Consider the following 26,959-nt stretch of genomic DNA (forward strand, 5'->3'; position numbering starts at 1 on the left):
CAAGATTCGCAGTCTTCCGGCGCACCCCACGCAAAAATAGGCAAGTGCAACGTATTTGATGCGCCCCACGTGATGCGTAGCGTGCGAAGGAACAGCAGAACAGGGCATCGGCACGGAGGATTGATGAAGACACATCTCGTACGCACGCACCGGTCCGCGGAGGAGTTCCCCCGACAGGAGCACCTGGCGTGGAAGATCGCCGAGGTCGCCACCGACGCGGTCGAGGTCCCCGCCGTCACCTCCGAAATGATCGTCAACCGGATCATCGACAATGCGGCCGTCGCGGCCGCCGCACTCGTGCGCCGGCCCGTCGCGAACGCGCGCGCCCAAGCACGGTCGCACCCGTTCGGCCCCGGGTCGACCGTGTTCGGCGTGGCCGGCACCTACTCTCCGGAGTGGGCCGCCTGGACCAATGGCGTCGCCGTCCGCGAACTCGATTTCCACGACACCTTCCTGGCCGCCGAGTACTCCCATCCCGGTGACAACATCCCGCCGGTCCTCGCCGTCGCCCAGCACGCCGGTCGCAGCGGCCGTGACCTGATCCGCGGGCTGGCCACCGGGTACGAGATCCAGATCGACCTGGTGCGCGCGATCTGCCTGCACGAGCACAAGATCGACCACGTCGCCCATCTCGGCCCGTCCGCGGCCGCGGGCATCGGCACCCTCCTCGGCTTGGACACCGAGACCGTCTACCAGGCGATCGGCCAGGCCTTGCACCTGACGACGGCGACCCGCCAGTCCCGCAAGGGCCAGATCTCCAGCTGGAAGGCCTACGCCCCGGCGCTGGCGGGCAAGGTGGCGGTCGAGTCCGTCGACCGCGCCATGCGCGGCGAGGGCGCACCCTCCCCCATCTGGGAGGGCGAGGACGGCGTCATCGCGTGGCTGCTCGGCGGGCCGAACGCCGAATACCACGTACCGCTGCCCGGCCCCGGCGAGGCAAAGCGCGCGATCCTGGACAGCTACACCAAGGAACACTCCGCGGAGTACCAGAGCCAGGCCCCGATCGACCTGGCCCGCCGCATGCGCGAGCGGATCGGCGACCTGGATCAGGTCGCCTCGGTCGTCTTGCACACCAGCCACCACACACACGTGGTGATCGGCACCGGCTCGAACGATCCGCAGAAGTTCGACCCCACCGCCTCCCGCGAGACCCTGGACCACTCGGTGATGTACATCTTCGCCGTCGCGCTGCAGGACGGCACCTGGCATCACGAGCGCTCGTACGCGCCCGAGCGCGCGCAACGCCCGGACACGATCGAGCTCTGGAAGAAGATCTCCACGGCCGAGGACCCGGAGTGGACCCGCCGCTACCATTCCGCCGACCCGGACGAGAAGGCCTTCGGCGCCCGCGCCGAGGTGACACTCAAGAGCGGCGAGGTGATCGTCGACGAGCTCGCGATCGCCGACGCACATCCGTTGGGCGCGCGCCCGTTCGCACGGGATCAGTACATCGCCAAGTTCCGCACGCTCGCCGAGGGCATCGTCGACCCGGCCGAGCAGGACCGCTTCCTGGATGCCGCGCAGCGCACCCCCGAACTGAAGTCGGGCGAGCTGAACCAGCTGACGTTCACCGTCGCCGACGACGTGCTCGCCCGGGCACCGAAGTCGCCGAAGGGCCTGTTCTGATGTCGGGCCTGATCGCCGCCGCCACCTCCGCATCCGACAAGCGGATCGCGTTTCGGCGCGGGCTCACGTCGGGTTCGATACAGCGCCTGCCCGGCGCGTTCAATCCGCTTGTCGCCAAGCTGATCCAGGAGATCGGCTTCGAGGGTGTCTATGTCTCCGGCGCCGTCGTGTCCGCGGACCTCGCGCTGCCCGACATCGGACTGACCACCCTGACCGAGGTGGCCGAGCGCGGCCGGCAGATCGCCCGTGTCACCGACCTGCCCGTACTGATCGACGCGGACACCGGGTTCGGCGAACCGATGAGTGCGGCCCGCACGGTCACCGTGCTCGAGGACGCCGGGATCGCGGGCTGCCACCTCGAGGACCAGGTCAATCCGAAGCGGTGCGGACACCTCGACGGCAAGGCCGTTGTGCCGACTGCCGAGATGGTGCGCCGCCTGCGCGCGGCGGTCTCCGCCCGCCGGGACCCGACCTTCGTGATCTGCGCCCGCACCGACGCGGCGGGCATCAGTGACACGACCGCCTCCGGCAAAGGCGGAATCGATGACGCGATCGAGCGGGCCAAGGCGTACGCGGACGCAGGCGCCGACCTGATCTTCACCGAGGCCCTGCACACCGAGGCCGAGTTCGAGAAGTTCCGCGCCGCCGTGGACATTCCGTTGCTGGCGAACATGACCGAGTTCGGCAAGTCCGAACTCCTCTCGGCGAAGACGCTCGAGGACATCGGCTTCAACGCGGTGATCTACCCGGTCTCGACGCTGCGGCTGGCCATGCACGCAGCCGAGGTCGGCCTGCGGGAGATCGCGGAGAAGGGAACGCAATCCGGTCTGCTCGACAAGATGCAGCACCGCAGCCGGCTCTACGAACTGCTCGAGTACGAGCGCTACAACGAATTCGACAGCGGCATCTTCAACTTCCGCATTGAGGAGAGTGGCTCATGACCGAGGCGATTCCGACCATCTTCAAGGGACTCGCGGGCGTCGTCGTCGACACCACCGCGATCTCCAAGGTGGTGCCCGAGACCAACTCGCTGACCTATCGCGGGTACGCGGTGCAGGACCTCGCGGCGCATTGCAGCTTCGAGGAGGTCGCATACCTGCTCTGGCACAGCGAGCTCCCGACGCCGACGCAGCTCGAGCTCATGTGCCAGCGCGAGCGAGCGGCGCGACGCGCCGACCGCTCGCTGCTGTCGCTGCTCGCGAAGATGCCGGACAACTGTCATCCGATGGACGTCGTGCGCACCGCGATCAGCTACCTTGGCGCGGAAGACCCTGCGGAGGATGACAACTCGCCCGAGGAGAACCTCGCGAAGGCACTGCGGATGACGGCGGTGCTCCCGACGATCGTCGCCGCCGACTTCCGGCGCCGGCGCGGGCTCGATCCGATCGCCCCGCACTCACACCGGGGCTTCGCGGAGAACTTCCTCCACATGTGCTTCGGCGCGGTCCCCGACCCGTCGATCGTGCGGGCGTTCGAGGTGTCGCTGATCCTGTACGCGGAGCACAGCTTCAACGCGTCGACGTTTGCGGCGCGGGTGGTCACCTCGACGCTCTCGGACATCTACAGCGCGGTCACCGCCGCGATCGGCGCGCTCAAGGGCCCGCTGCACGGCGGCGCCAACGAGGCCGTCATGCACGACATGCTCGAGATCGGTGATCCCGAGCGCGCCGAGGAGTGGATGCGCGCCAGGCTCGCCGCCAAGGAGAAGGTGATGGGCTTCGGGCACCGCGTCTACAAGAACGGCGATTCGCGGGTGCCGACGATGAAGTCCGCGCTGGTCGATGTCGCGGAGCACACCGGCGGCGAGAACTGGGTGCGGATGTACGAGATCCTCGAGAAGACGATGGTGGGCGCGACGGGCATCAAACCGAACCTCGACTTCCCGACCGGGCCCGCGTATTACCTGATGGGCTTCGACGTCGAGATGTTCACGCCGATGTTCGTGATGAGCCGGATCACCGGGTGGACAGCGCACATCATCGAGCAGGGCGGCGCCAACGCGCTGATCCGCCCGCTGAGCCAGTACTCGGGGGTGCCGCAGCGCACGGTCGTCGCCTGAGTCCGGGTCAGCAGGCCCGCAGGGCACCGCGCAACGCCTCGGCGGACGCCCTGTCGATGGGCAGCCCGTACTCCCGGAGCACCGCCGTGAACCGGCGCGCATAGTCGCAGCGGAACGCCTCGTTCGGGGGCATCCAACTGGCGGGCGTGTGGGAGGCCTTGGCGAAGTTGGCCTCCCCCGCCACGGCGATCAGGTTCGCGGGATCGTTCGCGAACCTGCCGCGGCGCTCCGGGGTCCAGGTGCTCGCGCCCATGTCCCAGGCGAGTGCCAGCGAGACGATGTGATCGATCTGGACCGCATTGCTGGTGTCGTCCCCATGCTGGAAGGCGATCACGACGCCGCTGTACGGGTCGTGCAGGGTCCCGCTCCGGACCGCCCACGGGCAGCGCCAGATGTCGAAGTTCACCCGGTCCACGAGGTCACGCTCGAGGATGTCGTTGCGGGTGTCACAGCCGTTGCGGCCCAGCGGGGCGTCGGTGTCGTCCGTCCACGCGGGGCCGAAGTCGCCGCGGTCGTAGCCGGGCACCTTGGTGCGCCTGTCCACCACCACGATGCCCGCCAGCGGGTCGGGTGCCTGGTCTCCGGGTGGTTCGGCGCTCACGGCGCCGGACCCGCCCGACCCCCCGGAGTCCGATCCGCGGGACTGCAGCAACCCGACGACGACCAGAATCACGATGGCGAGCACCACGACGAGCCCGAGACCCCCGCGAAACCCCAGACGCCGCATGGCGTTCAGTATGCGTGAGGCGACGCCGTCGGGTGCCGCATCTCGGTCGCGGCCGCGCCCGACCCGCCGTCGTCAGCCGGCCGTGCGCACCGAATCGCCCCGGCGGGCGACATCGGACCGCGGCGGCGGGTCCAGCCGACCCGAACGCTCGAGCAGATACAGCGAACCGACACACACGACGCCGACGAGGGTGAGCGCCACCCACGTCACCGCACCCATGCCCGCCTCGCGGGCCCGCCCGAACACCGCGCCGGTGCCGAGATTCCCGAGGAGGATGCCCACCCCCACAACGGTGTTGTAGAAGCCGTAGTGCGTTGCGACGAGTCGATTGCCCGACAGCGCGACGATGGTGTCCATCTCGAAAGGGAACACCGCGGCCGTCCCGACCGCCAGCAGGACCGCCGTCAGCAGCACCGCGCCCGCCGCGGGCCACCACCCGAGCCCTGTCCCCGGCACCGCGATCACCGGCACGAATCCCGCGGCCATCACGGCCATCCCGACGACCAGGCTTCGGCCCGAACCCCATCGGCGTGCGAACCACGACGTGATCCGGAGTTGGCCCGCGATCGCCACGGTCCCCGACAGGACGAACATCGCCGTCACCAGCACGGTCTCGGCGCGGGGGTCGCCCGCCACGACCGCCGCCTGCAACGGCAGGGCGAGGTAGACCTGGAACGAGAGAACGTACGACCCGATCATCGCCACCGCGAACAGCACGAAAGGACGATTCGACATGACAACTCGCCAGTCGTCGAGGACGGACGTTCGAGCCACCGCCGACTCACCCCGGCGCCTCGGCAGGGCCCAGATCTGCACAACGGTCAGGACCGCGAACACCGCCGCCGCGACCATGGCGGTGACGCGGAAGTCCAAGGCGGTCAGGGCGAGTCCCACGAGGGGGCCCAGCAGGATCCCCGCCTGGTAGAAGACGTTGAACACCGCGAATGCCTCGATGCGGCGCGGACCCGAGTCCGCGGCGAGATACGCGCGCACCGCGGGGTTGAACAGTGCCCCCGCGAATCCGGTCGCGACCGCGGCGACAAGGACCGCGGGCAGCGAGTCGACCACAGCGAGCAGGAGGAAGCCACCGGTGCGCAGCAGACAGCCGGCGACGATCAGTGGCTTGTATCCCCATCGGTCGGCCAGCGTGCCACCGACCAGGAACATGCCCTGCTGGGAGAAGTTGCGGACCCCGAGCACGAGCCCGACCGCCCAGGCCGCCAGCCCGAGCGGACCCGCGAGATACCCCGCGAGATACGGCATCAGCATGTAGAAGCCGATGTTGATCGAGAACTGGTTGACCATCAAGACCCGGCTCGGCCGATCGAAGCTCCGGAACTGGACGACGAGCCGCCTCATGCGGCCGGCCCGCTCGGATCGATGACCGTGGCACAGCGCGTCCATCGGTCCACGACCTGGTCATCGGGTCGCTCGATCGTCACGGGCTCGGCCGGGGGCCGACCGTCGAGCAATCCGTGCGACGCACAGAATTCGTCGTTGTAGACGGTGTCGAAGTACCGCTGCGGCCCGTCCGGGAAGATCGCGGCCACGCGGACATCGGGGGCCGAGGTCCGCGCCACCCAGCCCGCGGTCAGCGCGACGGCTCCGACGCTCCACCCGCCGCTCGCGTGATGGGTCGCGGCCAGCGTCCGGCACGACCACACCGCCTCCGAGGGTGCCACCCAGTGGACCTCGTCGAACGCCGGGTAGTCGACGTTCGCCGGGTAGATGCTCGACCCCAGGCCGCGCATGATCCTGGTGCCCGCCGGCTGCCCGAAGATCGTCGAGCCGACCGTGTCCACCCCCACCAACCTGAGATCGGGGCAGTACTGCCGCAGCACCCTGGCCACACCGGCGGAGTGCCCCCCGGTCCCGACCGAGCAGACCAGCACGTCGACCCTGCCGAGCTGGGCGATCAGCTCGAGCGCGAGCGAGCTGTACGCGTCGACGTTGTCGGGGTTCTGGTACTGGTCCGGGCACCACGATCCGGGATGTCGTTCGAGGAGTTCGCGCACCCGGTCCCGCCGCGCCTGCTGCCATCCACCGGTCGCGTGCGGTTCGGTGACCAGCTCCACCGATGCCCCGTAGGCCGCGAGCAGATGATGCACGATCGGCTCCATTCCCGGGTCGGTGACGAGCGTGACGGGGTGACGGTGCACGATTCCGGCCAGCGTGAGACCGAGACCCAATGTGCCGCTTGTTGATTCGATGATCATCGCGCCGGGAGCCAGGTCCCCTCGGAGCCGTGCCCGTTCCACCATGTGCAGCGCGGGCCGATCCTTCATCCCGCCGGGGTTGGCACCCTCGAGTTTCGCCCAGAACCCACGGCCGGCGTCGGCGAAGGGTTCGCCGATCCAGAGCACGGGTGTGTTCCCCACCATCGTGCTCGGCTGCGGGCAGCGTCCGGCGGTGGTCAGCAGCTGCGCCGCCGGCGCCGCCACGGAGGCGGCCGGCGGCGCGGTGTCGATTGTGGTCGCGAACATGTTCATGTGACATCAAGTCCCTGTGTGTCGGCTGCGCCGGGCGCAGTCGGTGTGATCGGTGGCAGCGGTGACGGACCGGCCGAGGAGACCCTCGGCGGCCCGCCGGCAACCGGTCAGCACCTGTCGATACACAGCTCGATCAGGACGGCGCGCCCCTGGCGCGCGGGTTCGGACACCGCGGGAGGGGCGCGCGGGGCCGGCGCGGACCACAACATCGACGCCGCCGCCACTGCCAGGATCGCGACCGCGAGGGCGAACAGCCGGAGCGGGTTCTCGACGCGAGGCAGCGACGCGACGGCGTGCTCCCCGTGCGCCGCGTGCCCCGCGACTTCGCCGATGTGGGCGTGCGCGGGCGAGAGTTCCGTCTCGATCGTCGACGCCGACAACACGTGCGCGGGCTCCGACTCGCCGTGCGCGACCGCGAACGCGCACTGCGCGATCGTGTGCACGAGCAGATAGGCCACTCCGACCAGGATCGCAGCACGCACGCGGGGCAGTCCGATCACAGGACCACCGGCGGACACCACATCACTCCGACGACTGCCATCAGGGCGGGAACCGAGGCGAGCGCGACACTCGCGACCGCGAGCCGTGCCCGCGCGCGGACACGGTCCGGCGCCGGAAGGGGTGCCGCCAGGCGGCCGGCCCTGTCGAGAACGGCGACGGAGGTGGCGCCCATCCCCTCGGCTGGAGCCGGACCCGATCCGGCCAGGGCGATCAGTCCGGCGAGGAGCGCGCTCCTGCCGTGGATCCGCGTCGCCGCGTCGTCGGCGCACATCTCCAGCAGCCGAGAGACCTGGGCGGCCCCGACTCTGAACAAGGCGACGCGCGGCAGGGTCTCGGCCAGCACCCGGAGCACCGCGAGCAATTGCGGGTGGTGTCCGTTCAGGTGGGCCCGCTCGTGCGCGAGGACCGCGTCGAGTTCGTTCGCCCCGAGCGCGTCCAGGGCGGAACTGGTGACGATGATGACGTTCGGCCGCCCGGGGACGCAGTAGGCCGCACGCTCCCCCGCGTCGAGGACGAGTGCATCGATCCCAGGGACGCGTCGCCCCACCACCCGCGCGTCGCGAGCGTGTGCGTGGGTGCGCCTGCGCGCGGTGCCCAGCCCGCGAACGAGCCTCCACCCCACCACGACCGCTGCCGCGGTCGCCGACACGAACAGGCAGATCTGTACCGCGACGGTCACGCCGTCACCGACGAGGCCGCGCAGCAACCGAAGACAGGATCCGACGACCGACCCACCCGAGGTCGGCATTGCGTGTACCAGTTCGACCGCGAGCAGCGCCGCGCCGGCGACCCACGATGCCAGCACACTCGCGATGGCGGTCGTCCAGGCGGCGACCCCGAGCCGGGGGGCGTTGCCACGGTGCGTGAGCCGGGTCAGCAACGAAGGCGCGAACACAGCGATCAGCACCGAGTAGAGCAGCAGGAACGCCCCCACCCCCATCAGGCGCACCCGGGATCCGCGAGGCGCCGCAGCGCGTCGCGCAGCGTCGCCGATTCCTCTTCGCTCATCTGTTCCAGGAAGTGCGTGAGGACGACGTCGGATCGACCGCCCCCCTCGAAGGCCTCCCGCATCAGCCGCGCGGTGTGTTGCTCCCGCGTCAGCGTGGGCCAATAGGCGAAGGCCTTGCCGGTGCGTTCCCGCTCGAGCCAGCCCTTGCGGTGCAGGTTGTCCATCGTGGACATCACCGTGGTGTACGCGATCTCGCGATCCGCCAACAGGTCGTCGAACACCTCACGCACCGTCGTCGGCCCCTCGCGGCTCCACAGCCGATCCATCACGGCCGCCTCGAGCTCGCCGAACCCCCGCACACGCACCGCTGCCTCCCGCCGCCATCCGCCGCCACGAACACGACGAGCCGATTCACCTACTACCTACGTACGTAAATAGTAGATTACCCTGACCCGGTCCGGCATGACCGTCACCGGGCCCCGGCCGCCCAGACGGAAGGCTCCCAGATGCGCTCGACGAATACTCGTGCCGCCCATCGACGAATCGCCCGGTCGACAGCCGGTGTCCTCGCCGCCGCCACCGCTGCGGCCCTGGCCGCCGGGACCGCGGGCGCAGCTCCCCGTCCGGACGCCGCAGAACCCTCACTCGTGGGATTGGTGGCCGGCCTGCTGTCCTCGACCCCTGACGAGAGGGCGGACGCGCTCGTCGACCCCGCCCTGTGGCAGACGATCGCGAACATCACCGACGCCAGCCTGGAGAACGCGGAGGCGAACGGATCCCTCGCGGACCTGACGTCTGCCCAGCGGGGACTCACCGAGTGCCTGAGCCCCTACGGCGCCGCCGATGCGGAGCTTGCGGTGGCGGCGTGCTCGGACGAGTTCACGGCGATCGATCCGATGCTCATCGTCCGACTGCTCGACGCCCTCGAACTCGGCCGGACGGACGCCGAACACCCGAGCCACGACGCCGGCACCGCGACTCTGTCGGGCGAGAGACCTTCCGGCCCAACCGATTCGGAGCCGGATTCGGCCGAGGACGGATCCGGGAGCCGGACGGGGGGCGACCCGTCGACCCGCCGGGTCGTGGCACCCACCGCCGGCAGTGTCACCTCGACCTTCGGGGACGGACGCAGGCACGCGGGCATCGACATCGCGAACACCCTCGGATCGCCGATTGTCGCGGTCGCGGACGGCGAGGTGATCAGTGCTGGTCCGGCCCAGGGCTTCGGACTGTGGGTACGCATCCGGCACGACGACGGAACCGTCACCACCTACGGCCACAACAACGACAACACCGTGTCGGTCGGCCAACGAGTCAGGGCCGGTCAGCGGATCGCGACGGTCGGCGATCGCGGCAATTCGACCGGTCCACACCTGCATTTCGAGGTGGAATCACCGTCGGGAGACACCGTCGATCCCCTGGCGTGGCTGGCGGCGCGGGGCGCGTCGGTCCTCGGCCCGGAGGACTGATCGAGCCACTCGTGCGCCGGGCCGATCACCGCGGGTCACGACTTCTCCAGGAACTCGATCCGGTCTGCATCGATCGCGGCGGTCACCATCGAGGCCAGGCCCGGGTGCCGGGCCAGCCCCGGGTCAGCGTCGATCACCGTGCGCGAGAACTCCCGTGCGGCGACGATCACGTCCTCGTGGTCGAGCAACGAGAGCAACCGGAGAGTCGTGGTGTTACCGGACTGCGCCGCGCCGAGCACGTCGCCCTCGCGCCGCTGCGCGAGGTCGAGCTGGGCGAGCTCGAAGCCGTCGTTGGTGCCCGCCACCGCGGTCAGACGCTCGAACGGCGGCGAGCCCGGCTTCGTGTCGGTGATCAGCAGGCACAGCCCCTGGTGCGCGCCACGACCGACCCGGCCGCGGAGCTGGTGGAGCTGACTGACCCCGAACCGGTCCGCGTCCTTGAGCACCATCACCGTGGCGTTCGGCACGTCGACGCCGACCTCGACGACGGTGGTACACACCAGCACGTCGATCAGCCCCGCGGTGAAATCGCGCATCACCGCGTCCTTCTCGTCCGCGGGGAGCCTGCCGTGCAGCAGGCCGACCCGCAGATCGGACAGTGGGCCGAACCGCAACTCCTCGAACAGCGCCAGTGCCGCCGTCGTCTGCTGCTCCTTCGCGTCGGGGGCGTCGTCACCCTCCCCGATCCGCGAACACACCACGTAGGCCTGCCTGCCGTCGGCGACCTCCTCCCGGATCCGTTCCCAGGCACGGTCCACCCAGGCCGGCTGGGTCAGGGCGGGCACCACCTTGCTGACGATGGGCGAGCGTCCGCTCGGCAGCTGCCGCAGTGTCGAGGTCTCCAGATCGCCGAGCACGGTCATCGCGATGGTCCGGGGAATCGGCGTCGCCGTCATCACCAGCAGGTGGGGGCTCAGTCCCTCGCGCGCCCGGCCACGAAGCTCGTCGCGCTGCTCGACACCGAACCGATGCTGCTCGTCGACCACCACCATGCCGAGGTTGAAGAACTCGACACCGTCCTGAATGAGCGCATGGGTACCGATCACGATGCCGGCATCGCCGTTCACCGCCTCCAGCAATGCGGTGCGGCGGGCCGACACCGACATCGACCCGGTGAGCAGCGTCACTCGCGTCGCCAGGTCGTCGGCCCCGAGTTCGCCTGCCATGGCGAGATTCCCGAGCATCTGACGCAGCGACCGGGCGTGCTGCGCGGCGAGCACCTCCGTCGGCGCCAGCAACGCGCACTGATAGCCGGCGTCGATCACCTGCAGCATTGCGCGCAGCGCGACCACCGTCTTGCCGGAGCCGACCTCGCCCTGCAGCAACCGGTTCATCGGATGAGCCCGGCCGAGATCGGCGGAGATCTCCTCGGCGACCTCGTGCTGCCCCTCGGTCAGCGTGAACGGCAACCGGGTCTCGAACGCCGCCGCCACCCCGTCGGGTTTGGGCGGACAGGCGGGCGCCACCCGTCCCGCGACCTCGTGGCTGCGCTGCGCCAGGACCAGCTGCAGTGCGACCGCCTCGTCGAATCGGAGGCGATCGCGGGCACGATCCACCTCGTCCTTCGTCTCCGGCAGGTGCACCGACCGCAGCGCCTCGTCGAGACCGATCAGGCCGTGCTCGCGCCGAATCGCCTCCGGCAGCGGGTCCTGCACCTCGTCGAGCTGATCGAGGACCTGGCGGATGCACCGCAGCAACGTCCAGCTCTCCACCTCGCGCGTCGCCGGATACAGCGGGATCAGGTTGCGTTCGAAGATCGACATGTCCACGCCCGACCCCGGATCCTGTGCGCTGCGCGCCATCCCGGCCAGCGCGCCGCCACCGCGAACCTTGCCCGCCGCGACCACCGATCCGTCGTCCTCGTCGCGGTTCGGCAGGATCAGATAGCTCGGATGGGTCAGCCCCAGCTTGCCCCGGAAGTACTTCACATTGCCCGAGAACATAGCCCGCACACCGGGTTTGATGGCATGCGCCACTTTATGCGGGTTGAAGAAGGTGGCGTCGACGCTCTGCTTGTCGGAGGTCAGCACAACCTTGAGCATCTTCCCGCTGCGCGACTTCATCGACACGAGCGCGGCCGAGGTCACCGTCGCCAGGATCGTCAGGTGCGTGCCCTCCGGCGGTTCCTTCTCGCCGAGTTCGGCGCCCTGCGTCGCATACCGGTGCGGATAGTGCCGCAGCAGGTCCTGCACGGTGTGGATCCCGAACGCCTCGGCCAGCGGTTCGGCGACCTTGCGGCCGAGGAGGTGATCGATCCGATCGGTCAGAGTTGCCATGACACCACCTATTCGACGCCGAGCTGCAGCAGATCCCCGGACTGCCCGCCCTCGTAGATCAACACCTCGATACCCGGATGGTTCGCCGCGACATGCTCCGAGAGGAGGTCGGCGAAGCCCGCAGGGATCTCGGCCCCCAACAACAACGTCAACAGTTCTCCGCCGACCCCGAGCACCTGGTCGATCAGGCGACGGCCCGCCTCCGCCGCGTCGGGGGCGATCACCACCACCTCCCGACCGATCAGCCCGAGGCCGTCACCCGCCTCGCAGGTACCCATCAGCGTGAGCGCACGCTCCTCCGCGACACGCAGCGATCCCCAGCGGGTGGTCGCGGCCGCCTCGGACATCGCGAAGACGTCGTCGGCCGCGGCCCGCCCGGGGTCGTGCACGGCGAGGGCGGCCAGCCCCTGCACCATCGACGAACTGGGCAGCAGCAGCACCTCGTGACCCTCGTCGCGGGCCGCGACACCGATGGTCACCAGCTCGGGCGCCGACAGCGCACCGTTCGGGAGCACCAGCACCTCGCCGCAGTCCAGCGCGCGAATCGCGTCGAGGAGCTGATCGGGGGTGACCGGTTCGTCGCAGCGGAGCACCGTCGCGCCCTCGCCCGCGAACAGACCGGCGGCGCCCTCGCCCGCGACGATCGCGAGAACTCCACGATCGGCCGCACCGATCCGCCGGCCCCGACCGCCGAAGGCCCCGCGTTTGCCCGCGCGCGCCTCGTCGAGCGCAAAGCAGGAGATCCGGATGTCGTGGGTGCGGCCCGCGGCCAGTCCGGCCTCGACCGCGGGGCCGGGGTCCGAGCAGTGCACATGCACCGACCAGGAACCATCGCCGTCGCCGACGATGATCACCGAGTCGCCCAGCTCTCCGAGCCGGGACCGCAATGTGTCCACGCGCCTCGCATCGGAACCGGACAGCAGGTACATCACCTCGTAGTCCTGATCGCCCGGCTCGTCCACGCAACCGGGCACCGGAACGGAGGGGCGCGGACGGCTCGGTGCGACCGGCGCGACCACGATGTCCTGACGCTCGGGGGTCACGCCCGTCACGACGCCGACCAGCGCGTCGAGGATGACCAGCAGCCCGAGGCCGCCCGCGTCGACGACCCCGGCCGCGCCGAGCACAGGCACCTGAGAGGGGGTGCGCGCGAGCGCCTCGGCCGCGGCGTCGGCGGCCTCGGCCGCCACCAGGGACAGGGGGGCATCGTGCGGGCATGCGTCCGCTGCCGCTGCCGCGTGCCGGAGCACCGTCACGATCGTGCCCTCGACCGGGATGCTGATCGCCTCGGTCGCCAGCACAGCGGCCTCGTTCAGCGCACCGCACAGCAGACGGGCGTCCAGGGGCTCGTCGCCCGCGACCTCGGCGATACCGCGCAGCACCTGGGACAGGATCACGCCCGAATTGCCGCGGGCCCCCGCGACCGCGCCACGGGCCAGCGCCGAGGCCACCACACCCACCGAGGCGGCCGCGCCCACGGCCTCGGCACCGTCGGCGGCCGCGCGCATGGTGAACAGGAGATTCGTCCCGGTGTCCGAGTCCGGAACCGGGAAGACATTGAGGCGGTTGATCTCTTCGCAGCGTGCGTCGAGACCGTCCACACACCGCCTCGACCAACTCAGCAGCGCCTCACCGTCCACGCTGTCCAGGGCAATGAGCAACTCTGTTCGTCCTCTCTGCCCTGATGGGAACTGCTCGGCTCGGCCAGACTATCGTTCTCCTCAGACGGTCTGCCCGGCTCCAGGTGCGGGACAGGCCGGTTTGGTCAATCGATGCGGATGCGGCTACTCTTGCAGGGTTGCCTCGCAAGGGTCGCTTCGGCGTCCCGTGTTCGTAGGCCAGCACCAAAAAGATATCCGTACCTCAATTCAAGGAGTTCGCGACTATGGCTGCCGTCTGCGACGTATGCGCCAAGGGGCCCGGCTTCGGTAAGTCGGTCTCGCACTCGCACCGGCGTACCAACCGTCGTTGGAACCCGAACATTCAGACTGTCCGGGCCCAGGTTGGTCCCGGTACCCGTCAGAAGCTCAACGTGTGCACCTCCTGCCTGAAGGCGGGCAAGGTCGTCCGCGGCTGACGCGTTCCATCGCTTTCCGACTGTGCCCCGACACCCCAGGTGTCGGGGCACAGTCGTATCTGCGGCCCCGATATGGTTCATCGGTGACTTCACTCGACGGCCTCAGCCACGTCCGCCTCGAAGGCGACGTACTCCGAATCGCAATCGCCACCGCCGACAACGGCACCTCCCTCGACTTCGACGGGGTGAGCCAGGGCACCGCCGCCCTGCAATCCGTGGCGGCGGGCACCCTCGCCGCACGCAGTGTCCTGCTGGTCGGCGAGGGCGCCAACTTCTGCGCGGGCGGAAATGTCAGGGCCTTCGCCGCCGCGGAGAACCGGGGCGAGTTCGTGGAGTACCTGGCGACCACCCTGCACGACTTCGTCCGGGCCATCGACGCCGTCGAGGTCCCCGTGGTCGCGGCGGTCCAGGGTTGGGCGGCGGGCGCGGGCATGAGCCTGGTCTGCGCGTCGGACATCTCCATCGGCGGACCCTCCACCAAGCTCCGCCCGGCCTACCCCTCGATCGGGTACACCCCGGACGGCGGCATGTCCTGGACGCTGCCCCGGATCGTCGGCGTCGCGAAGGCCCGCGAGATCCTCCTCACCGATGCCGCCATCAGCGGCGACGAGGCCGTCCGGCTGGGCATCCTGAGCAGGCTGGTCGGCGACGACGAGATCCGTGAGGAGGCGCTGCGGGTCGCCCGCACCCTCGCGGCGGGCCCGACCGCCGCATACGCGGGCATCAAGCGCCTGCTCGCACAGTCGGGTCAGCGTTCGCTGTCCGACCAGCTCGACGCGGAGACCGCCTCGATCTCGGCGGCGGCGGCGGGAGCGACCGGCCGGGAGGGCGTCGACGCCTTCGTCGAGAAGCGCCGCGCCGACTTCTCCGCCGGCGAGTAGCCCGTGCCATAGGAGACTGCAGGGACAGCTCGTGGGCTGTCCCTGCGGTATTGGCCTCAGTCGGGCCAACATCGAATGCCACCCGATCGACGGGCTCACGCCAGGGGCAGCGTGAGCTGATGGAGTTGCGGATCCTCGCGCCCGAGATCGTCTACGGGACTTGGAAGATACCGATCCCAGGATTGACCGGCACTTGTGGTCAGGTGCCACTCCCGTGCGGAAAGACGCGAGCGTTGACGGCGGCGACCGAGGCGACCGTGCCGCTGCCGGCGACCACTGTCGCAGGGTCGTATCGACACCACTCGTCCGGCGCGATAGGCCGACTGAGGTTGTTGGGCTGCATGGCCCGGAGCACGGCGGTACCGGCGGCGCCGGTGGTCAGATTTCGCCAGTTCACCGACACGTCGATACAGTCGAGCATGGTGATCGAGGTCGTCACTGAAGGATCTGCCGCAAAGGTCACCACGCCAGGTGCACCCGTCGTGGCCGTCGGTGTCACGGTTGCCAGCCGGTGCGGCACCCAGCACCTGAACCCAACCGTGCTACACGCCGAGACGAACGTCACCGGGACTCGAAACACCGTGGTCGCCGAGGTCGGAATGGGTAACACGTCCGCCTGCGCAGCGGCGGGTGGGCCGAGCGGGAGCGCCAAGACGGCCACGGACGCAACGGCTCCGGCGGCAAACCGACGATGAATCGCCACACATCGCATGACATGACCCTCCACTGTGGGATCTGCCCGGACTGGCTGCGACGTCAGCGTACTCGCGACCGCCGACCACCCGAAGGAACTCGGGGCCGGTGACCACGAGTCGTTCATCGACCGGATCAGACTTGGCGATGACGTGGCGTGTCGGACCCCATCGGTAGAATTCGAACATGAGTACGATCAGTGGGGTCGGGGTCTCGGAACAGGTACGCGGTCACCTGTACGCGTTGGCCGGCGCCGTCGAGGGGCTCTGTGAGTGCGACCTGACGGGGTTGCCGGACTCCGAGCTGACCACGGTCATGCAGCAGGCCGAGAAGTCTCTTCGCCAGGCCTCGGTGGTGGGGCACAAACTGATCGTCGAGGCGGTCGAACGATCCCTGCCGGGCACGCTCGGCCATCGATCCGTGAACAAGCTGCTGGTCGGGGTGTTGCGGATCTCCGCCGCGGACGCCTCCGCGCGGGTCACCGCCGCGAAGTCGTTGGGGACCTGGCACGCCATATCGGGTGAAAGTTTGCCCGCTGATCTGCCCGAAACCGCTCAAGCCCAACGTGACGGCGACATCGGCGCCGACCATTGCCGGGCGGTGCGCGATGTCATCCGCAAGATCCCGCATGCGGTGCCCGCGTCCGACGTCGAGGCAGCGGAACAGATCCTGGCCGAACTGGCGCGGGCCGGGACCCCGGAGGATGTCGAGAACGCCGGACACGAGCTGCTTGCCTATCTGAACCCGGACGGTGACCTCGCCGACGACAGGGATCGCAAACGACTGCGCGGGATCCGGTTCGGCCGGCAAGACAAGAATTTGATGACACCGATCTCCGGTCACCTCGACCCCGAGACCAGGGCACTGCTCGAACCGATCCTCGCCAAGTGGGCGCGGCCCGGGATGAACAACCCCGACGACCCCGCCTCGCCGACCGGTGATGCCGAGCACCCGAACGTCGACCGCGACAGGCTCGCTGCCGCGGCGGGCCGGGACACCCGCACCGCTGCGCAACGCAATCACGATGCCGTGAAGGAGGCGCTGCGTGCGCTCCTCGGTTCCGGAGTACTGGGTTCGCATCGCGGGCTGCCGGCCACCGCGATCATCACCATGACCCTCGACCAACTCGAACACGCCACGGGCGTCGCCACGACCGCATCCGGTGGAATCCTCCCGATCAAGGACGCACTGAAGCTCGCCGAACAAGCGCACCCGGTGCTGGTGCTGTTCGATCACAACGGCCGGCCGCTGCACTTCGGGCGGAGCAAACGCCTCGCCACCGCCGACCAACGCCTGGCCCTGATCGCCGCCGATCGAGGTTGCACGCGTCCCGGCTGCGACGCCCCCGCCACGATGACCGCCGTCCATCACGTCCGCGACTGGTCCAAGGGCGGCGCCACCGACATCAGGGTCCTAACCCTCGGCTGCGACGCCTGCCACGCGCTGATCCACGACGGCCCGGGCGGCTGGCAAACCCAAACCGCACCCAAGGGCACCGAATACGCCGGACGCACCGAATGGATCCCACCCCCGCACATCGACCCCGAGCAGAAACCCCGCATCAACCACCGCCACCACCCCAAGGAGCTACTCGACCGCGCCAGACGAAAAGCGCAGGCCCGCAATGAAACCGACGCACGAAAGCGACGGGACGACCACCAGCGACGACCACCTCCCGCGCGGGAGGACGGTGGTGATTCTCCGCGGCCGAGTAGGCCGGCCTAGAACAGCGCGCCGCTGGGCAGCCGCCAGTCGACCGGCTCGTCCCCCAATTCGTCGAGGAGCCGGTTGGCGCGACTGAACGGCCGCGACCCGAAGAATCCGCGTCGCGCGGACAGCGGCGACGGGTGCGCGGACTCGATCACCGGCACATCGCCGAGCATCGGTTTGAGAGTGCCCGCGTCCCGTCCCCACAGGATCGCGACCATCTTCTCGGGCCGGGCCACCAACGCCCGAATGGCCCGCTCGGTGACGGCTTCCCAGCCCTTGCCACGATGCGAAGCGGCGCGGCCGGGCTCGACGGTGAGCACCCTGTTGAGCAGCAACACTCCCCGCCCTGTCCACGGGGTCAGGTCCCCGTTGTCGGGTGTCGGAAGACCCAGATCCTCGCTGTACTCGGTAAAGATGTTGCCGAGGCTGCGGGGCACGGGACGCACGTCGGGCGCCACCGAGAAGCTCAATCCCACCGCGTGCCCCGGCGTCGGGTAGGGATCCTGGCCGACGATCAGCACCCGGACGTCACGAAAGGGCTGCCGGAAGGCCCGCAGCACGTTCTCCTCTGCGGGTAGATGGTCTCGCCCCGCGGCGGTCTCCTCGCGCAGGAACTCCTCCATCGACGCGATCTGCCCGGCGACGGGCTCCATCGCCTGCGCCCAGCCCGCCTCCATCAGCTCGTCGAGCGGTCGAACCGGCATCAGTCGAGTCGCCGGAGTGCGTCCCGATAGAACGCGGCGTTCGCGACGTAGGTCTTCACGTTGATCTCCAGGTGGCCCTCGGAGACCTCGTAGCCCTCGCGGATCTTCGCGGGCACACCGAGCGCCATCCGGCGCGAGGGGACCTCGAACCCGAACGGGATGACCGCGCCCGCGCCGACGATCGCGCCGGCACCGACCGTGGCGCCGTTCAGCACGATCGATCCCGATGCGATCAGGCAGCTGTCGCCGATCGTGGCACCCTCGATGTGCGCGCTGTGTCCCACCACGCAGCCCGATCCGATCACCGTCGGATCGACCGGGGTGCAGTGGATGACGGTGCCGTCCTGGATGTTGGTGTCCGCGCCGATGGTGATGGTGCCGTAGTCGCCGCGCAGTACCGCCTGCGGCCACACCGAGGCGCCCGCGGCCAGGGTGACCGCGCCGATCACCACGGCGTCGGGGTGGACGTACGCGTCCGGATGGATGTCGGGCACGCGATCACCGAGGGCGTAGATAGGCATTGGGGCAATCTATCTAATCGAAGCTCTGCCAGCCGCCGCCGCCCGCCCGGGAACGGCCGTCGACCAGCACGCCCTCGCCGGCCAGGACCGACCCGATCCGACGCCACCCCTCGGGCAGCGGCACATCGGCGGGGAAGGTCGCGACCAGCGCGTGGTCCTCGCCGCCGGTGAGCACCCAGTCGAGCGCGTCGGCCCCCAGCGCCTCCGCTGCTGCCGCGAGCTCGGGTCCCGGCTCGAGCAGCGCACTGTCCAGATCCACGGCGACGCCCGAGGCCGTACACATGTGCCCCAGGTCGGCGACCAAACCGTCGGACACATCCGTCATGCCGGTGGCGCCTGCGCGAGCAGCAATCGGGCCGCTCCGATAGGGCGGTCTCGGAACCTTGTGCGCGGCAATCAGTTCCGCAAATCCATCCAACTCGGCGAGCAGCACGGCCAGTCCGGCGGCGGACCACCCGAGCCGACCCGCGACGGCCACCTGATCGCCGGGGCGCGCCCCCGACCGCAGCACCGGCGCGTGCCCGCCCAGGTCGCCGAGCACGGTGATGGACACGACCAACTGCTCCGCCTGCACCATGTCGCCGCCGATCACGCCCGCGTCGAACTCGGCCACCTCGGCCCAGATCCCGGCCGTGAGCGCGTCGGTGACGGCCACCGGCGTGGTCGGGGGGCACCCGATCGCCACCAGGAATGAGGTCGGCCAGGCCCCCATCGCGACGATGTCCGCGCCGTTCTGCGCCACCGCCTTGCGACCGACCTGCTCGGGGCTCGACCAGTCCAATCGGAAGTGTCTGCCCTGCACCAGCATGTCGGTGGAGGCCACCACCGCGCCGTCCGGTGCCCGCACCACCGCGGCGTCGTCACCCGGCCCCAGCAGCGTGGTCGCGGGTTGATCGCGCCCGGCCACCGCCCGGTCGATCACCGCGAACTCGCCGAGGTCGGCGACCGTGCGCCCGGCGTCGGCGCCACGATCCGTCGATTCGATGACGCACCTCCGATGAACGAGCCGCGGTACCCTTTATCGCAGCCGGGAGTGACCCGGCCGTGCGAGTGGCAGGCCAGGGCCACCGCGACTCTACCGACGTCGCGGGCACCGCACCGAGAAGGGGCGTCAGCGATGCAGGCTTTCGTTCTCGTTCAGACCGAGGTCGGCAAGGCCTTGCTCATCGCCGAGCTGATTCGGCAGCTGCCCGGCGTTCTCACGGCGGAGGATGTCCTCGGCCCCTACGACGTGGTGGTCCGGGTCGAGGCCGCCGACGGCACCGAGCTCCCCGGCGTGGTCAAGCAGATTCAGCGCGTCTCGGGAATCACCCGGACCCTCACATGTCAGGTTGCGGCACACTAGTAACCGTGAACGACCCCGATCTCCCCGAATCCGCGAGGACCACCGAGCCCGAACCCGCAGCGCCCCATCCCACGGCCCGGCGCAGCCCTGCACTGATCGCCGTCGCGGTCGCCCTCCCGGTCGCCCTCGTGGTCGGCGTGCTGGTTGCCGCGGTGATCGCCGGACGCGACCCCGTCCAGGAACCGGTCGCCCTCGGCACCGTGCCCGCCCCCGCCGCCGAGTCCCCCGAGTGCGCTGCCCTGATCGAGGCGCTACCCGAGGACCTCGGCGACTACGGCAGGGCCGAGCTCGTGGATCCGGCGCCTGTCGGGGCGGCGGCCTGGCAGGCCGACGATGCCAAGGAGGTCGTGCTGCGCTGCGGCGTGGACCGCCCACTGGAGTTCAACGCGGCCTCGGCGTTGCAGATGGTCGACGAGGTGCAGTGGTTCGAGGTGCCCGGCGAGGAGGGGCTGGACGCCAGCACCTGGTTCGCCGTGGACCGTGGGGTCTACGTCGCGCTGACCGTGCCGCACGGATCGGGACCCAGCCCGCTCCAGGATGCCTCGGCCGCCATCTCCGGGGCGTTGGAGCAGCGGCCGATCGACCCGGCACCCGTGCCGAATCCCTGACCCCGGGCCCGGCCGGCCTGCCGTCAGCGCAGGCCGGTCCCCCTGGCCAGAGCCGTCTCGACCAGAGTGGACACCAGCGAGCGGTAGTCGATCCCGGCCGACTCCCACATCCGCGGGTACATCGAGATCGACGTGAACCCGGGCATCGTGTTGATCTCGTTGATCACCGGGCCGTCGTCGGTGATGAAGAAGTCGACGCGGGCGAGCCCCTGACAGTCCAGCGCGGCGAAGGCCCGCACCGCGATCGCCCGGATCTCGTCGCTGATCGAGTCCTCGAGCTTGGCGGGCACGTCGAACTCGCAGATGTCGTCGAGGTACTTGGTGTCGAAGTCGTAGAAGGCGCCGTCGTCGCCGGCGAACTCCGGCATCCGGATCTCCGCCACGACACTGGATTTCACTGTGCCATCGGGGAATTCGAGCACACCGCACTCGACCTCACGGCCGACGATGCCCGCCTCCACGATCACCTTCGGGTCGTGGCCACGGGCAACCGCGATCGCCTCGTCGAGGTCATCCCAGGACGACACCCGGGAGATGCCGATCGAGGAGCCACCGCGGGCGGGCTTGACGAACACCGGCAGCCCCAGGCGCTCCCGATCCTCCGGCGACACCGTCGCCACGCCCGGCCGCAGCACCACCTGCGACCCGATCGGCAGGCCCTCCGCCGCGAGCAACTTCTTGGTGAACTCCTTGTCCATGCCCGCCGCGCTGGCCAGCACGCCGGGACCGACATACGGCAGGCCCGCGAGCTCGAGCAGGCCCTGGATGGTGCCGTCCTCTCCGTAGGCGCCGTGCAGGACCGGGAACACCACGTCCACGGACGCGAGGACCGCGCCTGCCTCGTCGTTGCTCAGCGACACCAGGGCGCCCGAGCGGGTCGGGTCGGCGGTGAGGGTCAGGGCGGTGCCCGACGAATCGACGGTCGGCAGCGAGCGTCCCGCGATGGTGAGGGCGTCGGGGTCGGTCGGGCCGAGCACCCAGGCTCCGTCCGGCGTGATGCCGATCGGCACCACCTCGTACCGCTCGGGATCGAGGTTGCGAAGCACACTGCCAGCGGAAACACAGGAGACGGAGTGCTCACTGCTGCGGCCACCGAAGACCACAGCCACCCTCGTACGCGGATTACTCACATACGGAACCGTACCGTTGGACGAACCCATCTGCCGCGTCAGGTCACCGCTGATCGGGCGGTCCGAACCATTCGAGCGTGCTCACTCCGGCTTGGTGCGCCGCCCCAGGAGCTGTCCGACGGCCTCGGGGACCGACATGCCCTCGTGGCACACCCGATGCACCGCATCGGTGAGCGGCATCTCCACCCCGTAGCTCTCGGCCAGGGCCCGGACCGAGGTGCAGGACTTCACACCCTCGGCAACCTGCCCCTTGGTCGCCCGCTGCGCGCTCTCCATGGAACCACCCGCGCCGAGATGGTGGCCGAAGGTCCGGTTTCGCGAGAGCGGCGAGGAGCAGGTCGCCACGAGGTCCCCGACCCCGGCCAACCCGGCCAGTGTCGCCGGATTCGCGCCCAGCGCCACCCCGAGCCTGATCATCTCCGCCAGCCCCCGGGTGATGATGGAGGCGTTGGTGTTCTCCCCCAGGCCGATTCCCGACGCCATTCCGCAGGCCAGGGCGATCACGTTCTTGCACGCCCCACCCACCTCGCAGCCGATCACGTCGGAGTTGGTGTACGGGCGAAAATACCCAGTGGCACAAGCCTTTTGAAGATCGACCGCGCGAACGGAATCCGTGCAGGCGATCACGGTTGCCGCCGGCTGTCCCGCGGCGATCTCCCTGGCGAGATTCGGCCCGGACAGCACCGCCACCCGCGACGGATCCGCCCCTGCCACCTGGGCGATCACCTGGCTCATACGCATCAACGTCCCGCTCTCGATGCCCTTGGCCAGGGACAACAGGGTCGAATCGGGCTCGATGGACGGCGCCCAGACCGCCAGGTTCTCCCGCAGCGACTGCGAGGGCACCGCCAGCACGACGATGTCGGCGCCCTCGAGCGCGACGCGATGATCACTCGTCGCCGACATCGAGGGCGGCAGCGCGATCCCCTCGAGATAGAACGGATTCTCGTGATCCACCGAGATCGCCTCGGCCACTTCCTGTCTGCGGGCCCACAACGTGACATCGGTGCCGGCATCGGCCAACACCTTCGCGAACGCCGTCCCCCAGGATCCCGCCCCCAGTACCGCTGCCTTGCTCATGGAAGTTCCTTCCCCATCGCCACCCGCTGCCGCCGGCATCCCACAGTAGTCGGCCATGGCGGGACCGCGGCCTGCTCACCCGCACCCGCGGGCTGGCAGGATTGCGGACATGGACCCAGCGCATCACACGCCGCCCGCCGGGCAGGCGCACGTGTTGATCGCGGTCAAGGAGCTCGGCCGGGCCAAGAGCCGGCTGGCCGGCCGCCTCGGGCCGCAGGAGCGGACCGCGCTCGTGCTGGCCATGCTGCGCGACACCCTCGCCGCGGCGGCGGGCGCGACGGGGATCGCCGAGCTCACGGTCATCACCCCGGACCCGGTCGTCGCCCGCGTCGCGCGCGAGTGCGGGGCCGGGCACTACACCGATCCCGCCGGTGAGGACCTCGATCGCCTCAATGCCGTCCTGCGGGCTGCCGCGGCGGATGCGCAGTCGAGCAGCGGACGCGGGCCGGTCGTGGCACTGCAGGGCGACCTTCCGTGCCTGCGCCCGCACGAGCTGTCCGCGGCGCTCGCGGCCGCGCGGGCGCCCCGCTCGCTCGTGGTCGATCATCACGGCACCGGGACCGCGGCGCTGATCGTGCTGGACCCGGATGCCGATCTGGACCCCCGGTTCGGCCCGGACTCGGCGCGGCGCCACCGCCTTTCCGGGGCCGCGGTGCTCACCGGCGACTGGCCGGGACTGCGACTCGATGTCGACACCGCAGCCGATCTCGACGCCGCGGTCAGGCTGGGGCCCGGGGCGGCGACCGCGGCGGAACTCGACCGGATCGGCTGGCCCGGCATCACGGGGGCGGACCGCCGTATTCACCGAAGTTAAATCTTCATCGATTGTCCCCGGCTCTCGATCTGGGGGATGATCTACGCGTGACTAACGGTGAGGTACGCGGACAGGACACCGGGCAGCAAACGGCGTCGACCACCGGCGAGCGCGAATGGAGCGCACCGATCGTCAATCACCTGCCGGTGATCCCGACCGCGCCGCCCGCCGCCACCCCGGTGGCGATCGACGGTTCGATCATCCCCCTGCCGGAGGCGCGCTATCTCAACCGCGAACTGAGCTGGCTCGACTTCAATTCCCGGGTGCTCAGCCTGGCCGAGGATCCGTCGATTCCGCTGCTCGAGCGCGCCAAGTTCCTCGCGATCTTCGCCTCGAACCTCGACGAGTTCTACATGGTCAGGGTCGCGGGCCTCAAACGACGGGACGAGACCGGGCTCTCCGTGCGTTCCGCCGACGGACTGACCCCACGCGAGCAGTTGGCGCTGATCAACCGGCGAACCCAGGAGATCGCGGAGAAGCACGCGCGGACCTTCCTGGACAAGGTGCTGCCCGAGCTCGCCGAGGAGGGCATCTCCATCATCGGCTGGGCCGACCTCGACGCCGACGAGGAGGAACGCCTGTCCGCCCACTTCCGCGAGCAGGTGTTCCCGGTGCTGACCCCGCTCGCGGTCGACCCGGCCCACCCCTTCCCCTACATCAGCGGGCTGAGCCTGAACCTCGCGGTGACCGTGAAGGATTCGTCGACCGGCGGCGAACACTTCGCCAGGGTGAAGGTGCCCGACAATGTCGACCGCTTCGTCCGCGTCAACCGCACCGATTCACCCGCGACGACCCCCGCCTTCCTCCCCATGGAGGCGCTCATCGCGGCGCACCTGAAGGCGCTGTTCCCCGGCATGGAGATCGTGGAGCACCACGCCTTCCGGATCACCCGCAACGCCGACTTCGAGGTCGAGGAGGATCGCGACGAGGATCTGCTGCAGGCCCTCGAGCGCGAGTTGGCCCGCAGGCGGTTCGGATCGCCGGTGCGGCTCGAGGTCGCGGACGACATGACCGAGCACATGCTCGAACTGCTGCTGCGCGAGCTCGACGTGGATCCCGGTGATGTGATCCAGGTCCCCGGCCTGCTCGATCTGTCCTGCCTGTGGCAGGTGTACGGAGTCGATCGCGCCAACCTCAAGGACGCGCCCTTCGTACCGGCAACGCATCCGGCCTTCGGGGAGCGGGAGACCCCGAAGAGCGTGTTCTCGACCTTGCGCGACGGTGACGTGCTCGTGCACCACCCCTACGATTCGTTCTCCACCAGCGTCCAGCGCTTCATCGAGCAGGCGGCCGCGGACCCGCACGTGCTGGCGATCAAGCAGACGCTGTACCGCACCTCCGGCGACTCCCCGATCGTCAACGCTCTGATCGATGCCGCCGAGGCGGGCAAGCAGGTGGTGGCGCTCGTCGAGATCAAGGCTCGATTCGACGAACAGGCGAACATCAAGTGGGCGCGCAAGCTCGAGCAGGCGGGCGTGCACGTCGTGTACGGACTGGTCGGTCTCAAGACCCATTGCAAGACTTGCCTTGTGGTGCGCCGGGAGGGCTCCGCGATCCGCAGGTACTGCCATATCGGCACCGGGAACTACAACCCGAAGACGGCCCGCCTGTACGAGGATGTGGGACTGCTCACGGCTGCCCCGGAGATCGGCGCGGACCTCACGGACCTGTTCAACTCGTTGACCGGGTATTCACGCAAGGCGCAGTACCGGAATCTGCTGGTCGCCCCATATGGGGTCCGCGACGGCATCATCGAGCGGATCGATGCCGAGGTCACGCGCCGGCTCGCGGGCAAGCCCGCAGGCGTCCGCCTCAAGGCCAATGCACTGGTCGACGAGCAGGTGATCGACGCGCTCTATCGGGCCTCGCAGGCCGGTGTCCCCGTACAGGTGGTGGTCCGCGGCATCTGCGCCCTCAAGCCCGGGGTGCCGGGACTGAGCGAGAACATCGAGGTCCGTTCGATTCTCGGGCGATTCCTCGAGCATTCACGCGTCCTGCATTTCGTCGGCGCGGAGGAATTCTGGATCGGCAGCGCCGACATGATGCACCGCAATCTCGATCGGCGGGTGGAGGTGATGGCCCAGGTGAAAGATCCCCGGCTGACCCGACAACTCGGCGACATCTTCGACTCCGCGCTCGACCCGACCACCCGGTGCTGGGTACTCCAGTCCGACGGTCACTGGGCGGCCTCGCCCGCTCGGGGTGAACGCGTCCGCGAGCACCAGCAGGAGCTGATGCGCGGCCGGCGCGCGGTCGTCTCGTAGGTCCGTTTTCCGGTCACCACAGGAAGGCAGCACGTGAGCTCGAAGTCGGATCGACCGATCAAGGCCAACATCTTCGCGGCAGGTGCCGTGCTCTGGCGCAAGTCACCGACCAATCCCTACGAGATCGAGATCGCACTGATCCACCGTCCCCGCTACGACGACTGGTCCTTCCCCAAGGGCAAGCTCGACCCCGGGGAGACACCCGTCGTCGCGGCGGTGCGCGAGGTAGAGGAGGAAACCGGCCTGCGCGTGCGCCTTGGCCGGCACGTGACCCGGATCGCCTACGAGATCCCGGGCCACCGCAAGCGCAAGCGGGTCGACTACTGGGCCGCCGAGTCGCTCGGGGGTGAATTCGTCCCGAACAACGAGGTCGACGAGCTCCGATGGGTGGCCCCCGAGGACGTGGTCGGCGCGCTCTCGTATTCGGTGGACGGCAAGGTGACGCGCCGGTTCCTCAAGGTGCCCGCCGACACCACCACGATGCTGCTCGTCCGGCACGGCAAGGCCGGACGCAGAAAGGATTCAGCGGACGACACACTGCGGCAATTGGACAAGGTCGGACGCGCCCAGGCCGAGGCACTCGTCCCCCAGCTCCTCGCCTTCGGCGCGACCGCCGTCCACTCCGCGGATCGAACCCGCTGTGTGCAGACGATGGAACCGCTGGCGCGAGCGCTGGGCACGGAGATCGTGCCGGAGCCGCTGCTCTCGGAGGAGGCCTACGCCGAGGATCCCTCCGCGGCGCGATCACGCGCGAGAAAGATCGCCACTCTCGGAGGCGTTCAGGTGATCTGCAGCCAGAGCGGGGTCATTCCCGACCTGTTGAGCTGGTGGGCTGATCGGGACGGGATCACCCTGCCGCCTGCCCGCAATCGGAAGGGCAGCACCTGGGCCCTCTCGTTCTCCGGGGGCAAGCTCGTGGACGCCAGCCACATCGACAGCCCACTGCCCGAGAACGCCTGAGTCGACCCCCGATCCGAGTCAGGGCGGCGACGGTTTCCCGTCGCCGCCCTGGATCCCGTGCGGTGCACGAGTAGTC

At 69.6% G+C, this 26,959-nt stretch carries 26 protein-coding genes; 12 read left to right on the forward strand and 14 right to left on the reverse strand.

The window, feature by feature from the left end; genetic code table 11:
- Positions 1-123: 123 nt before the first annotated feature.
- From prpD to ACFQS9_RS05270, 3 genes are read left to right on the forward strand one after another with little or no spacing between them, the layout of a single operon-like run.
- On the forward strand, positions 124-1,626 hold the full coding sequence (gene prpD / locus ACFQS9_RS05260) for a 2-methylcitrate dehydratase PrpD (RefSeq protein WP_378402274.1): 1,503 nt from the start codon (positions 124-126) through the stop codon (positions 1,624-1,626).
- Positions 1,626-2,567 (forward strand): methylisocitrate lyase, encoded by a 942-nt coding sequence (gene prpB / locus ACFQS9_RS05265; protein ID WP_378402276.1) that lies wholly within the window; start codon positions 1,626-1,628, stop codon positions 2,565-2,567. Before prpD ends, prpB begins: the two co-directional genes overlap by 1 nt.
- Positions 2,564-3,685 (forward strand): bifunctional 2-methylcitrate synthase/citrate synthase, encoded by a 1,122-nt coding sequence (locus ACFQS9_RS05270; protein ID WP_378402278.1) that lies wholly within the window; start codon positions 2,564-2,566, stop codon positions 3,683-3,685. The genes prpB and ACFQS9_RS05270 overlap by 4 nt, the downstream gene beginning before the upstream one ends.
- 7 nt (positions 3,686-3,692) lie before the next feature.
- On the opposite strand, the gene ACFQS9_RS05275 is transcribed toward ACFQS9_RS05270, so the two are convergent.
- The 6 genes from ACFQS9_RS05275 to ACFQS9_RS05300 all read right to left on the reverse strand — a co-directional run bounded on the left by ACFQS9_RS05275 (position 3,693) and on the right by ACFQS9_RS05300 (position 8,716).
- Positions 3,693-4,412 (reverse strand): HNH endonuclease family protein, encoded by a 720-nt coding sequence (locus ACFQS9_RS05275; protein ID WP_378402280.1) that lies wholly within the window; start codon positions 4,410-4,412, stop codon positions 3,693-3,695.
- 72 nt (positions 4,413-4,484) lie between these two features.
- Entirely contained in the window at positions 4,485-5,771 is a 1,287-nt protein-coding gene (locus ACFQS9_RS05280; protein ID WP_378402282.1) for an MFS transporter, read from the reverse strand.
- Positions 5,768-6,793 carry a PLP-dependent cysteine synthase family protein gene (locus tag ACFQS9_RS05285; protein WP_378403148.1) on the reverse strand — a complete coding sequence of 342 codons (1,026 nt, stop codon included), beginning with the start codon at positions 6,791-6,793 and terminating at the stop codon, positions 5,768-5,770. Before ACFQS9_RS05285 ends, ACFQS9_RS05280 begins: the two co-directional genes overlap by 4 nt.
- Positions 6,794-7,008: 215 nt before the next feature.
- Positions 7,009-7,383: a putative copper homeostasis (lipo)protein LpqS gene (gene lpqS, locus ACFQS9_RS05290; protein ID WP_378402284.1), complete on the reverse strand. Its 375-nt coding sequence runs from the start codon at positions 7,381-7,383 to the stop codon at positions 7,009-7,011.
- Positions 7,384-7,397: 14 nt separating this feature from the next.
- Entirely contained in the window at positions 7,398-8,342 is a 945-nt protein-coding gene (locus ACFQS9_RS05295; RefSeq protein WP_378402286.1) for a M56 family metallopeptidase, read from the reverse strand.
- The gene (locus tag ACFQS9_RS05300) at positions 8,342-8,716 is read right to left on the reverse strand and encodes a BlaI/MecI/CopY family transcriptional regulator (RefSeq protein ID WP_378402288.1); all 375 of its coding nucleotides are present in this window, start codon (positions 8,714-8,716) and stop codon (positions 8,342-8,344) included. The genes ACFQS9_RS05295 and ACFQS9_RS05300 overlap by 1 nt, the downstream gene beginning before the upstream one ends.
- A 141-nt stretch (positions 8,717-8,857) precedes the next feature.
- Between ACFQS9_RS05300 and ACFQS9_RS05305 the strand changes: the two genes are divergently transcribed.
- Positions 8,858-9,820, forward strand: coding sequence for a M23 family metallopeptidase (locus ACFQS9_RS05305; RefSeq protein ID WP_378402290.1), 963 nt, complete (start codon positions 8,858-8,860; stop codon positions 9,818-9,820).
- 35 nt (positions 9,821-9,855) lie between these two features.
- Here ACFQS9_RS05305 and recG read toward each other — a convergent pair whose 3' ends face one another.
- Both recG and ACFQS9_RS05315 read right to left on the reverse strand, forming a co-directional pair.
- Entirely contained in the window at positions 9,856-12,096 is a 2,241-nt protein-coding gene (gene recG / locus ACFQS9_RS05310) for an ATP-dependent DNA helicase RecG (RefSeq protein WP_378402292.1), read from the reverse strand.
- Between the two features lie 8 nt (positions 12,097-12,104).
- On the reverse strand, positions 12,105-13,757 hold the full coding sequence (locus ACFQS9_RS05315) for a DAK2 domain-containing protein (protein WP_378402294.1): 1,653 nt from the start codon (positions 13,755-13,757) through the stop codon (positions 12,105-12,107).
- 224 nt (positions 13,758-13,981) lie between these two features.
- Here ACFQS9_RS05315 and rpmB point away from each other — a divergent pair, with 224 nt between their 5' ends.
- Together rpmB and ACFQS9_RS05325 are read left to right on the forward strand one after the other, a co-directional pair.
- Entirely contained in the window at positions 13,982-14,173 is a 192-nt protein-coding gene (gene rpmB, locus ACFQS9_RS05320) for a 50S ribosomal protein L28 (RefSeq protein ID WP_072750141.1), read from the forward strand.
- Between the two features lie 83 nt (positions 14,174-14,256).
- The gene (locus tag ACFQS9_RS05325; protein ID WP_378402297.1) at positions 14,257-15,054 is read left to right on the forward strand and encodes an enoyl-CoA hydratase/isomerase family protein; all 798 of its coding nucleotides are present in this window, start codon (positions 14,257-14,259) and stop codon (positions 15,052-15,054) included.
- Positions 15,055-15,253: 199 nt separating this feature from the next.
- On the opposite strand, the gene ACFQS9_RS05330 is transcribed toward ACFQS9_RS05325, so the two are convergent.
- Entirely contained in the window at positions 15,254-15,493 is a 240-nt protein-coding gene (locus ACFQS9_RS05330) for a hypothetical protein (protein ID WP_378402299.1), read from the reverse strand.
- A 440-nt stretch (positions 15,494-15,933) separates the two neighbouring features.
- Between ACFQS9_RS05330 and ACFQS9_RS05335 the strand changes: the two genes are divergently transcribed.
- Positions 15,934-17,472, forward strand: a complete 1,539-nt coding sequence (locus tag ACFQS9_RS05335; RefSeq protein ID WP_378402301.1) for an HNH endonuclease signature motif containing protein — start codon at positions 15,934-15,936, stop codon at positions 17,470-17,472.
- Here the strand turns inward: ACFQS9_RS05335 and ACFQS9_RS05340 are convergent.
- From ACFQS9_RS05340 to ACFQS9_RS05350, 3 genes are read right to left on the reverse strand one after another with little or no spacing between them, the layout of a single operon-like run.
- Positions 17,469-18,161 (reverse strand): uracil-DNA glycosylase, encoded by a 693-nt coding sequence (locus ACFQS9_RS05340; protein WP_378402303.1) that lies wholly within the window; start codon positions 18,159-18,161, stop codon positions 17,469-17,471. The two genes, ACFQS9_RS05335 and ACFQS9_RS05340, sit on opposite strands and share 4 nt — an antisense overlap.
- Positions 18,161-18,682, reverse strand: coding sequence for a gamma carbonic anhydrase family protein (locus ACFQS9_RS05345; protein ID WP_378402305.1), 522 nt, complete (start codon positions 18,680-18,682; stop codon positions 18,161-18,163). Before ACFQS9_RS05345 ends, ACFQS9_RS05340 begins: the two co-directional genes overlap by 1 nt.
- A 13-nt stretch (positions 18,683-18,695) precedes the next feature.
- Complete coding sequence (locus ACFQS9_RS05350; RefSeq protein ID WP_378402307.1) at positions 18,696-19,604, reverse strand: thiamine-phosphate kinase; 909 nt, start codon at positions 19,602-19,604, stop codon at positions 18,696-18,698.
- 195 nt (positions 19,605-19,799) lie between these two features.
- On the opposite strand from ACFQS9_RS05350, the gene ACFQS9_RS05355 reads away from it, so the two are divergent.
- Positions 19,800-20,027: an Lrp/AsnC ligand binding domain-containing protein gene (locus tag ACFQS9_RS05355; protein WP_378402309.1), complete on the forward strand. Its 228-nt coding sequence runs from the start codon at positions 19,800-19,802 to the stop codon at positions 20,025-20,027.
- Positions 20,006-20,635, forward strand: coding sequence for a DUF3515 domain-containing protein (locus ACFQS9_RS05360; RefSeq protein ID WP_378402311.1), 630 nt, complete (start codon positions 20,006-20,008; stop codon positions 20,633-20,635). Before ACFQS9_RS05355 ends, ACFQS9_RS05360 begins: the two co-directional genes overlap by 22 nt.
- 23 nt (positions 20,636-20,658) lie before the next feature.
- On the opposite strand, the gene ACFQS9_RS05365 is transcribed toward ACFQS9_RS05360, so the two are convergent.
- Both ACFQS9_RS05365 and ACFQS9_RS05370 read right to left on the reverse strand, forming a co-directional pair.
- A complete protein-coding gene (locus ACFQS9_RS05365; protein ID WP_378402313.1) occupies positions 20,659-21,765 on the reverse strand; it encodes a D-alanine--D-alanine ligase family protein in 1,107 nt (368 codons plus the stop codon).
- Positions 21,766-21,846: 81 nt separating this feature from the next.
- On the reverse strand, positions 21,847-22,845 hold the full coding sequence (locus ACFQS9_RS05370; RefSeq protein WP_378402314.1) for an NAD(P)H-dependent glycerol-3-phosphate dehydrogenase: 999 nt from the start codon (positions 22,843-22,845) through the stop codon (positions 21,847-21,849).
- A gap of 109 nt (positions 22,846-22,954) precedes the next feature.
- Between ACFQS9_RS05370 and cofC the strand changes: the two genes are divergently transcribed.
- The 3 genes from cofC to ACFQS9_RS05385 all read left to right on the forward strand — a co-directional run bounded on the left by cofC (position 22,955) and on the right by ACFQS9_RS05385 (position 26,883).
- On the forward strand, positions 22,955-23,659 hold the full coding sequence (gene cofC / locus ACFQS9_RS05375) for a 2-phospho-L-lactate guanylyltransferase (protein ID WP_378402316.1): 705 nt from the start codon (positions 22,955-22,957) through the stop codon (positions 23,657-23,659).
- Between the two features lie 128 nt (positions 23,660-23,787).
- Positions 23,788-25,923: an RNA degradosome polyphosphate kinase gene (locus ACFQS9_RS05380; protein ID WP_378403150.1), complete on the forward strand. Its 2,136-nt coding sequence runs from the start codon at positions 23,788-23,790 to the stop codon at positions 25,921-25,923.
- A 33-nt stretch (positions 25,924-25,956) separates the two neighbouring features.
- Positions 25,957-26,883: an NUDIX hydrolase gene (locus tag ACFQS9_RS05385; protein WP_378402318.1), complete on the forward strand. Its 927-nt coding sequence runs from the start codon at positions 25,957-25,959 to the stop codon at positions 26,881-26,883.
- Positions 26,884-26,959 lie beyond the last annotated feature (76 nt).

Source organism: Rhodococcus daqingensis, assembly GCF_042665615.1.
Taxonomy (GTDB): Bacteria; Actinomycetota; Actinomycetes; order Mycobacteriales; family Mycobacteriaceae; genus Rhodococcus_G; species Rhodococcus_G daqingensis.

Coding starts and splice junctions, on each gene's coding strand:
- prpD (WP_378402274.1), top strand. CDS start 124: ATGAAGACACATCTCGTACGCACGCACCGGTCCGCGGAGGAGTTCCCC.
- prpB (WP_378402276.1), top strand. CDS start 1,626: ATGTCGGGCCTGATCGCCGCCGCCACCTCCGCATCCGACAAGCGGATC.
- ACFQS9_RS05270 (WP_378402278.1), top strand. CDS start 2,564: ATGACCGAGGCGATTCCGACCATCTTCAAGGGACTCGCGGGCGTCGTC.
- ACFQS9_RS05275 (WP_378402280.1), bottom strand. CDS start 4,412: ATGCGGCGTCTGGGGTTTCGCGGGGGTCTCGGGCTCGTCGTGGTGCTC.
- ACFQS9_RS05280 (WP_378402282.1), bottom strand. CDS start 5,771: ATGAGGCGGCTCGTCGTCCAGTTCCGGAGCTTCGATCGGCCGAGCCGG.
- ACFQS9_RS05285 (WP_378403148.1), bottom strand. CDS start 6,793: ATGGTGGGGAACACACCCGTGCTCTGGATCGGCGAACCCTTCGCCGAC.
- ACFQS9_RS05295 (WP_378402286.1), bottom strand. CDS start 8,342: ATGGGGGTGGGGGCGTTCCTGCTGCTCTACTCGGTGCTGATCGCTGTG.
- ACFQS9_RS05305 (WP_378402290.1), top strand. CDS start 8,858: ATGCGCTCGACGAATACTCGTGCCGCCCATCGACGAATCGCCCGGTCG.
- recG (WP_378402292.1), bottom strand. CDS start 12,096: ATGGCAACTCTGACCGATCGGATCGATCACCTCCTCGGCCGCAAGGTC.
- rpmB (WP_072750141.1), top strand. CDS start 13,982: ATGGCTGCCGTCTGCGACGTATGCGCCAAGGGGCCCGGCTTCGGTAAG.
- ACFQS9_RS05335 (WP_378402301.1), top strand. CDS start 15,934: ATGAGTACGATCAGTGGGGTCGGGGTCTCGGAACAGGTACGCGGTCAC.
- ACFQS9_RS05340 (WP_378402303.1), bottom strand. CDS start 18,161: ATGCCGGTTCGACCGCTCGACGAGCTGATGGAGGCGGGCTGGGCGCAG.
- ACFQS9_RS05345 (WP_378402305.1), bottom strand. CDS start 18,682: ATGCCTATCTACGCCCTCGGTGATCGCGTGCCCGACATCCATCCGGAC.
- ACFQS9_RS05355 (WP_378402309.1), top strand. CDS start 19,800: ATGCAGGCTTTCGTTCTCGTTCAGACCGAGGTCGGCAAGGCCTTGCTC.
- ACFQS9_RS05360 (WP_378402311.1), top strand. CDS start 20,006: ATGTCAGGTTGCGGCACACTAGTAACCGTGAACGACCCCGATCTCCCC.
- ACFQS9_RS05370 (WP_378402314.1), bottom strand. CDS start 22,845: ATGAGCAAGGCAGCGGTACTGGGGGCGGGATCCTGGGGGACGGCGTTC.
- cofC (WP_378402316.1), top strand. CDS start 22,955: ATGGACCCAGCGCATCACACGCCGCCCGCCGGGCAGGCGCACGTGTTG.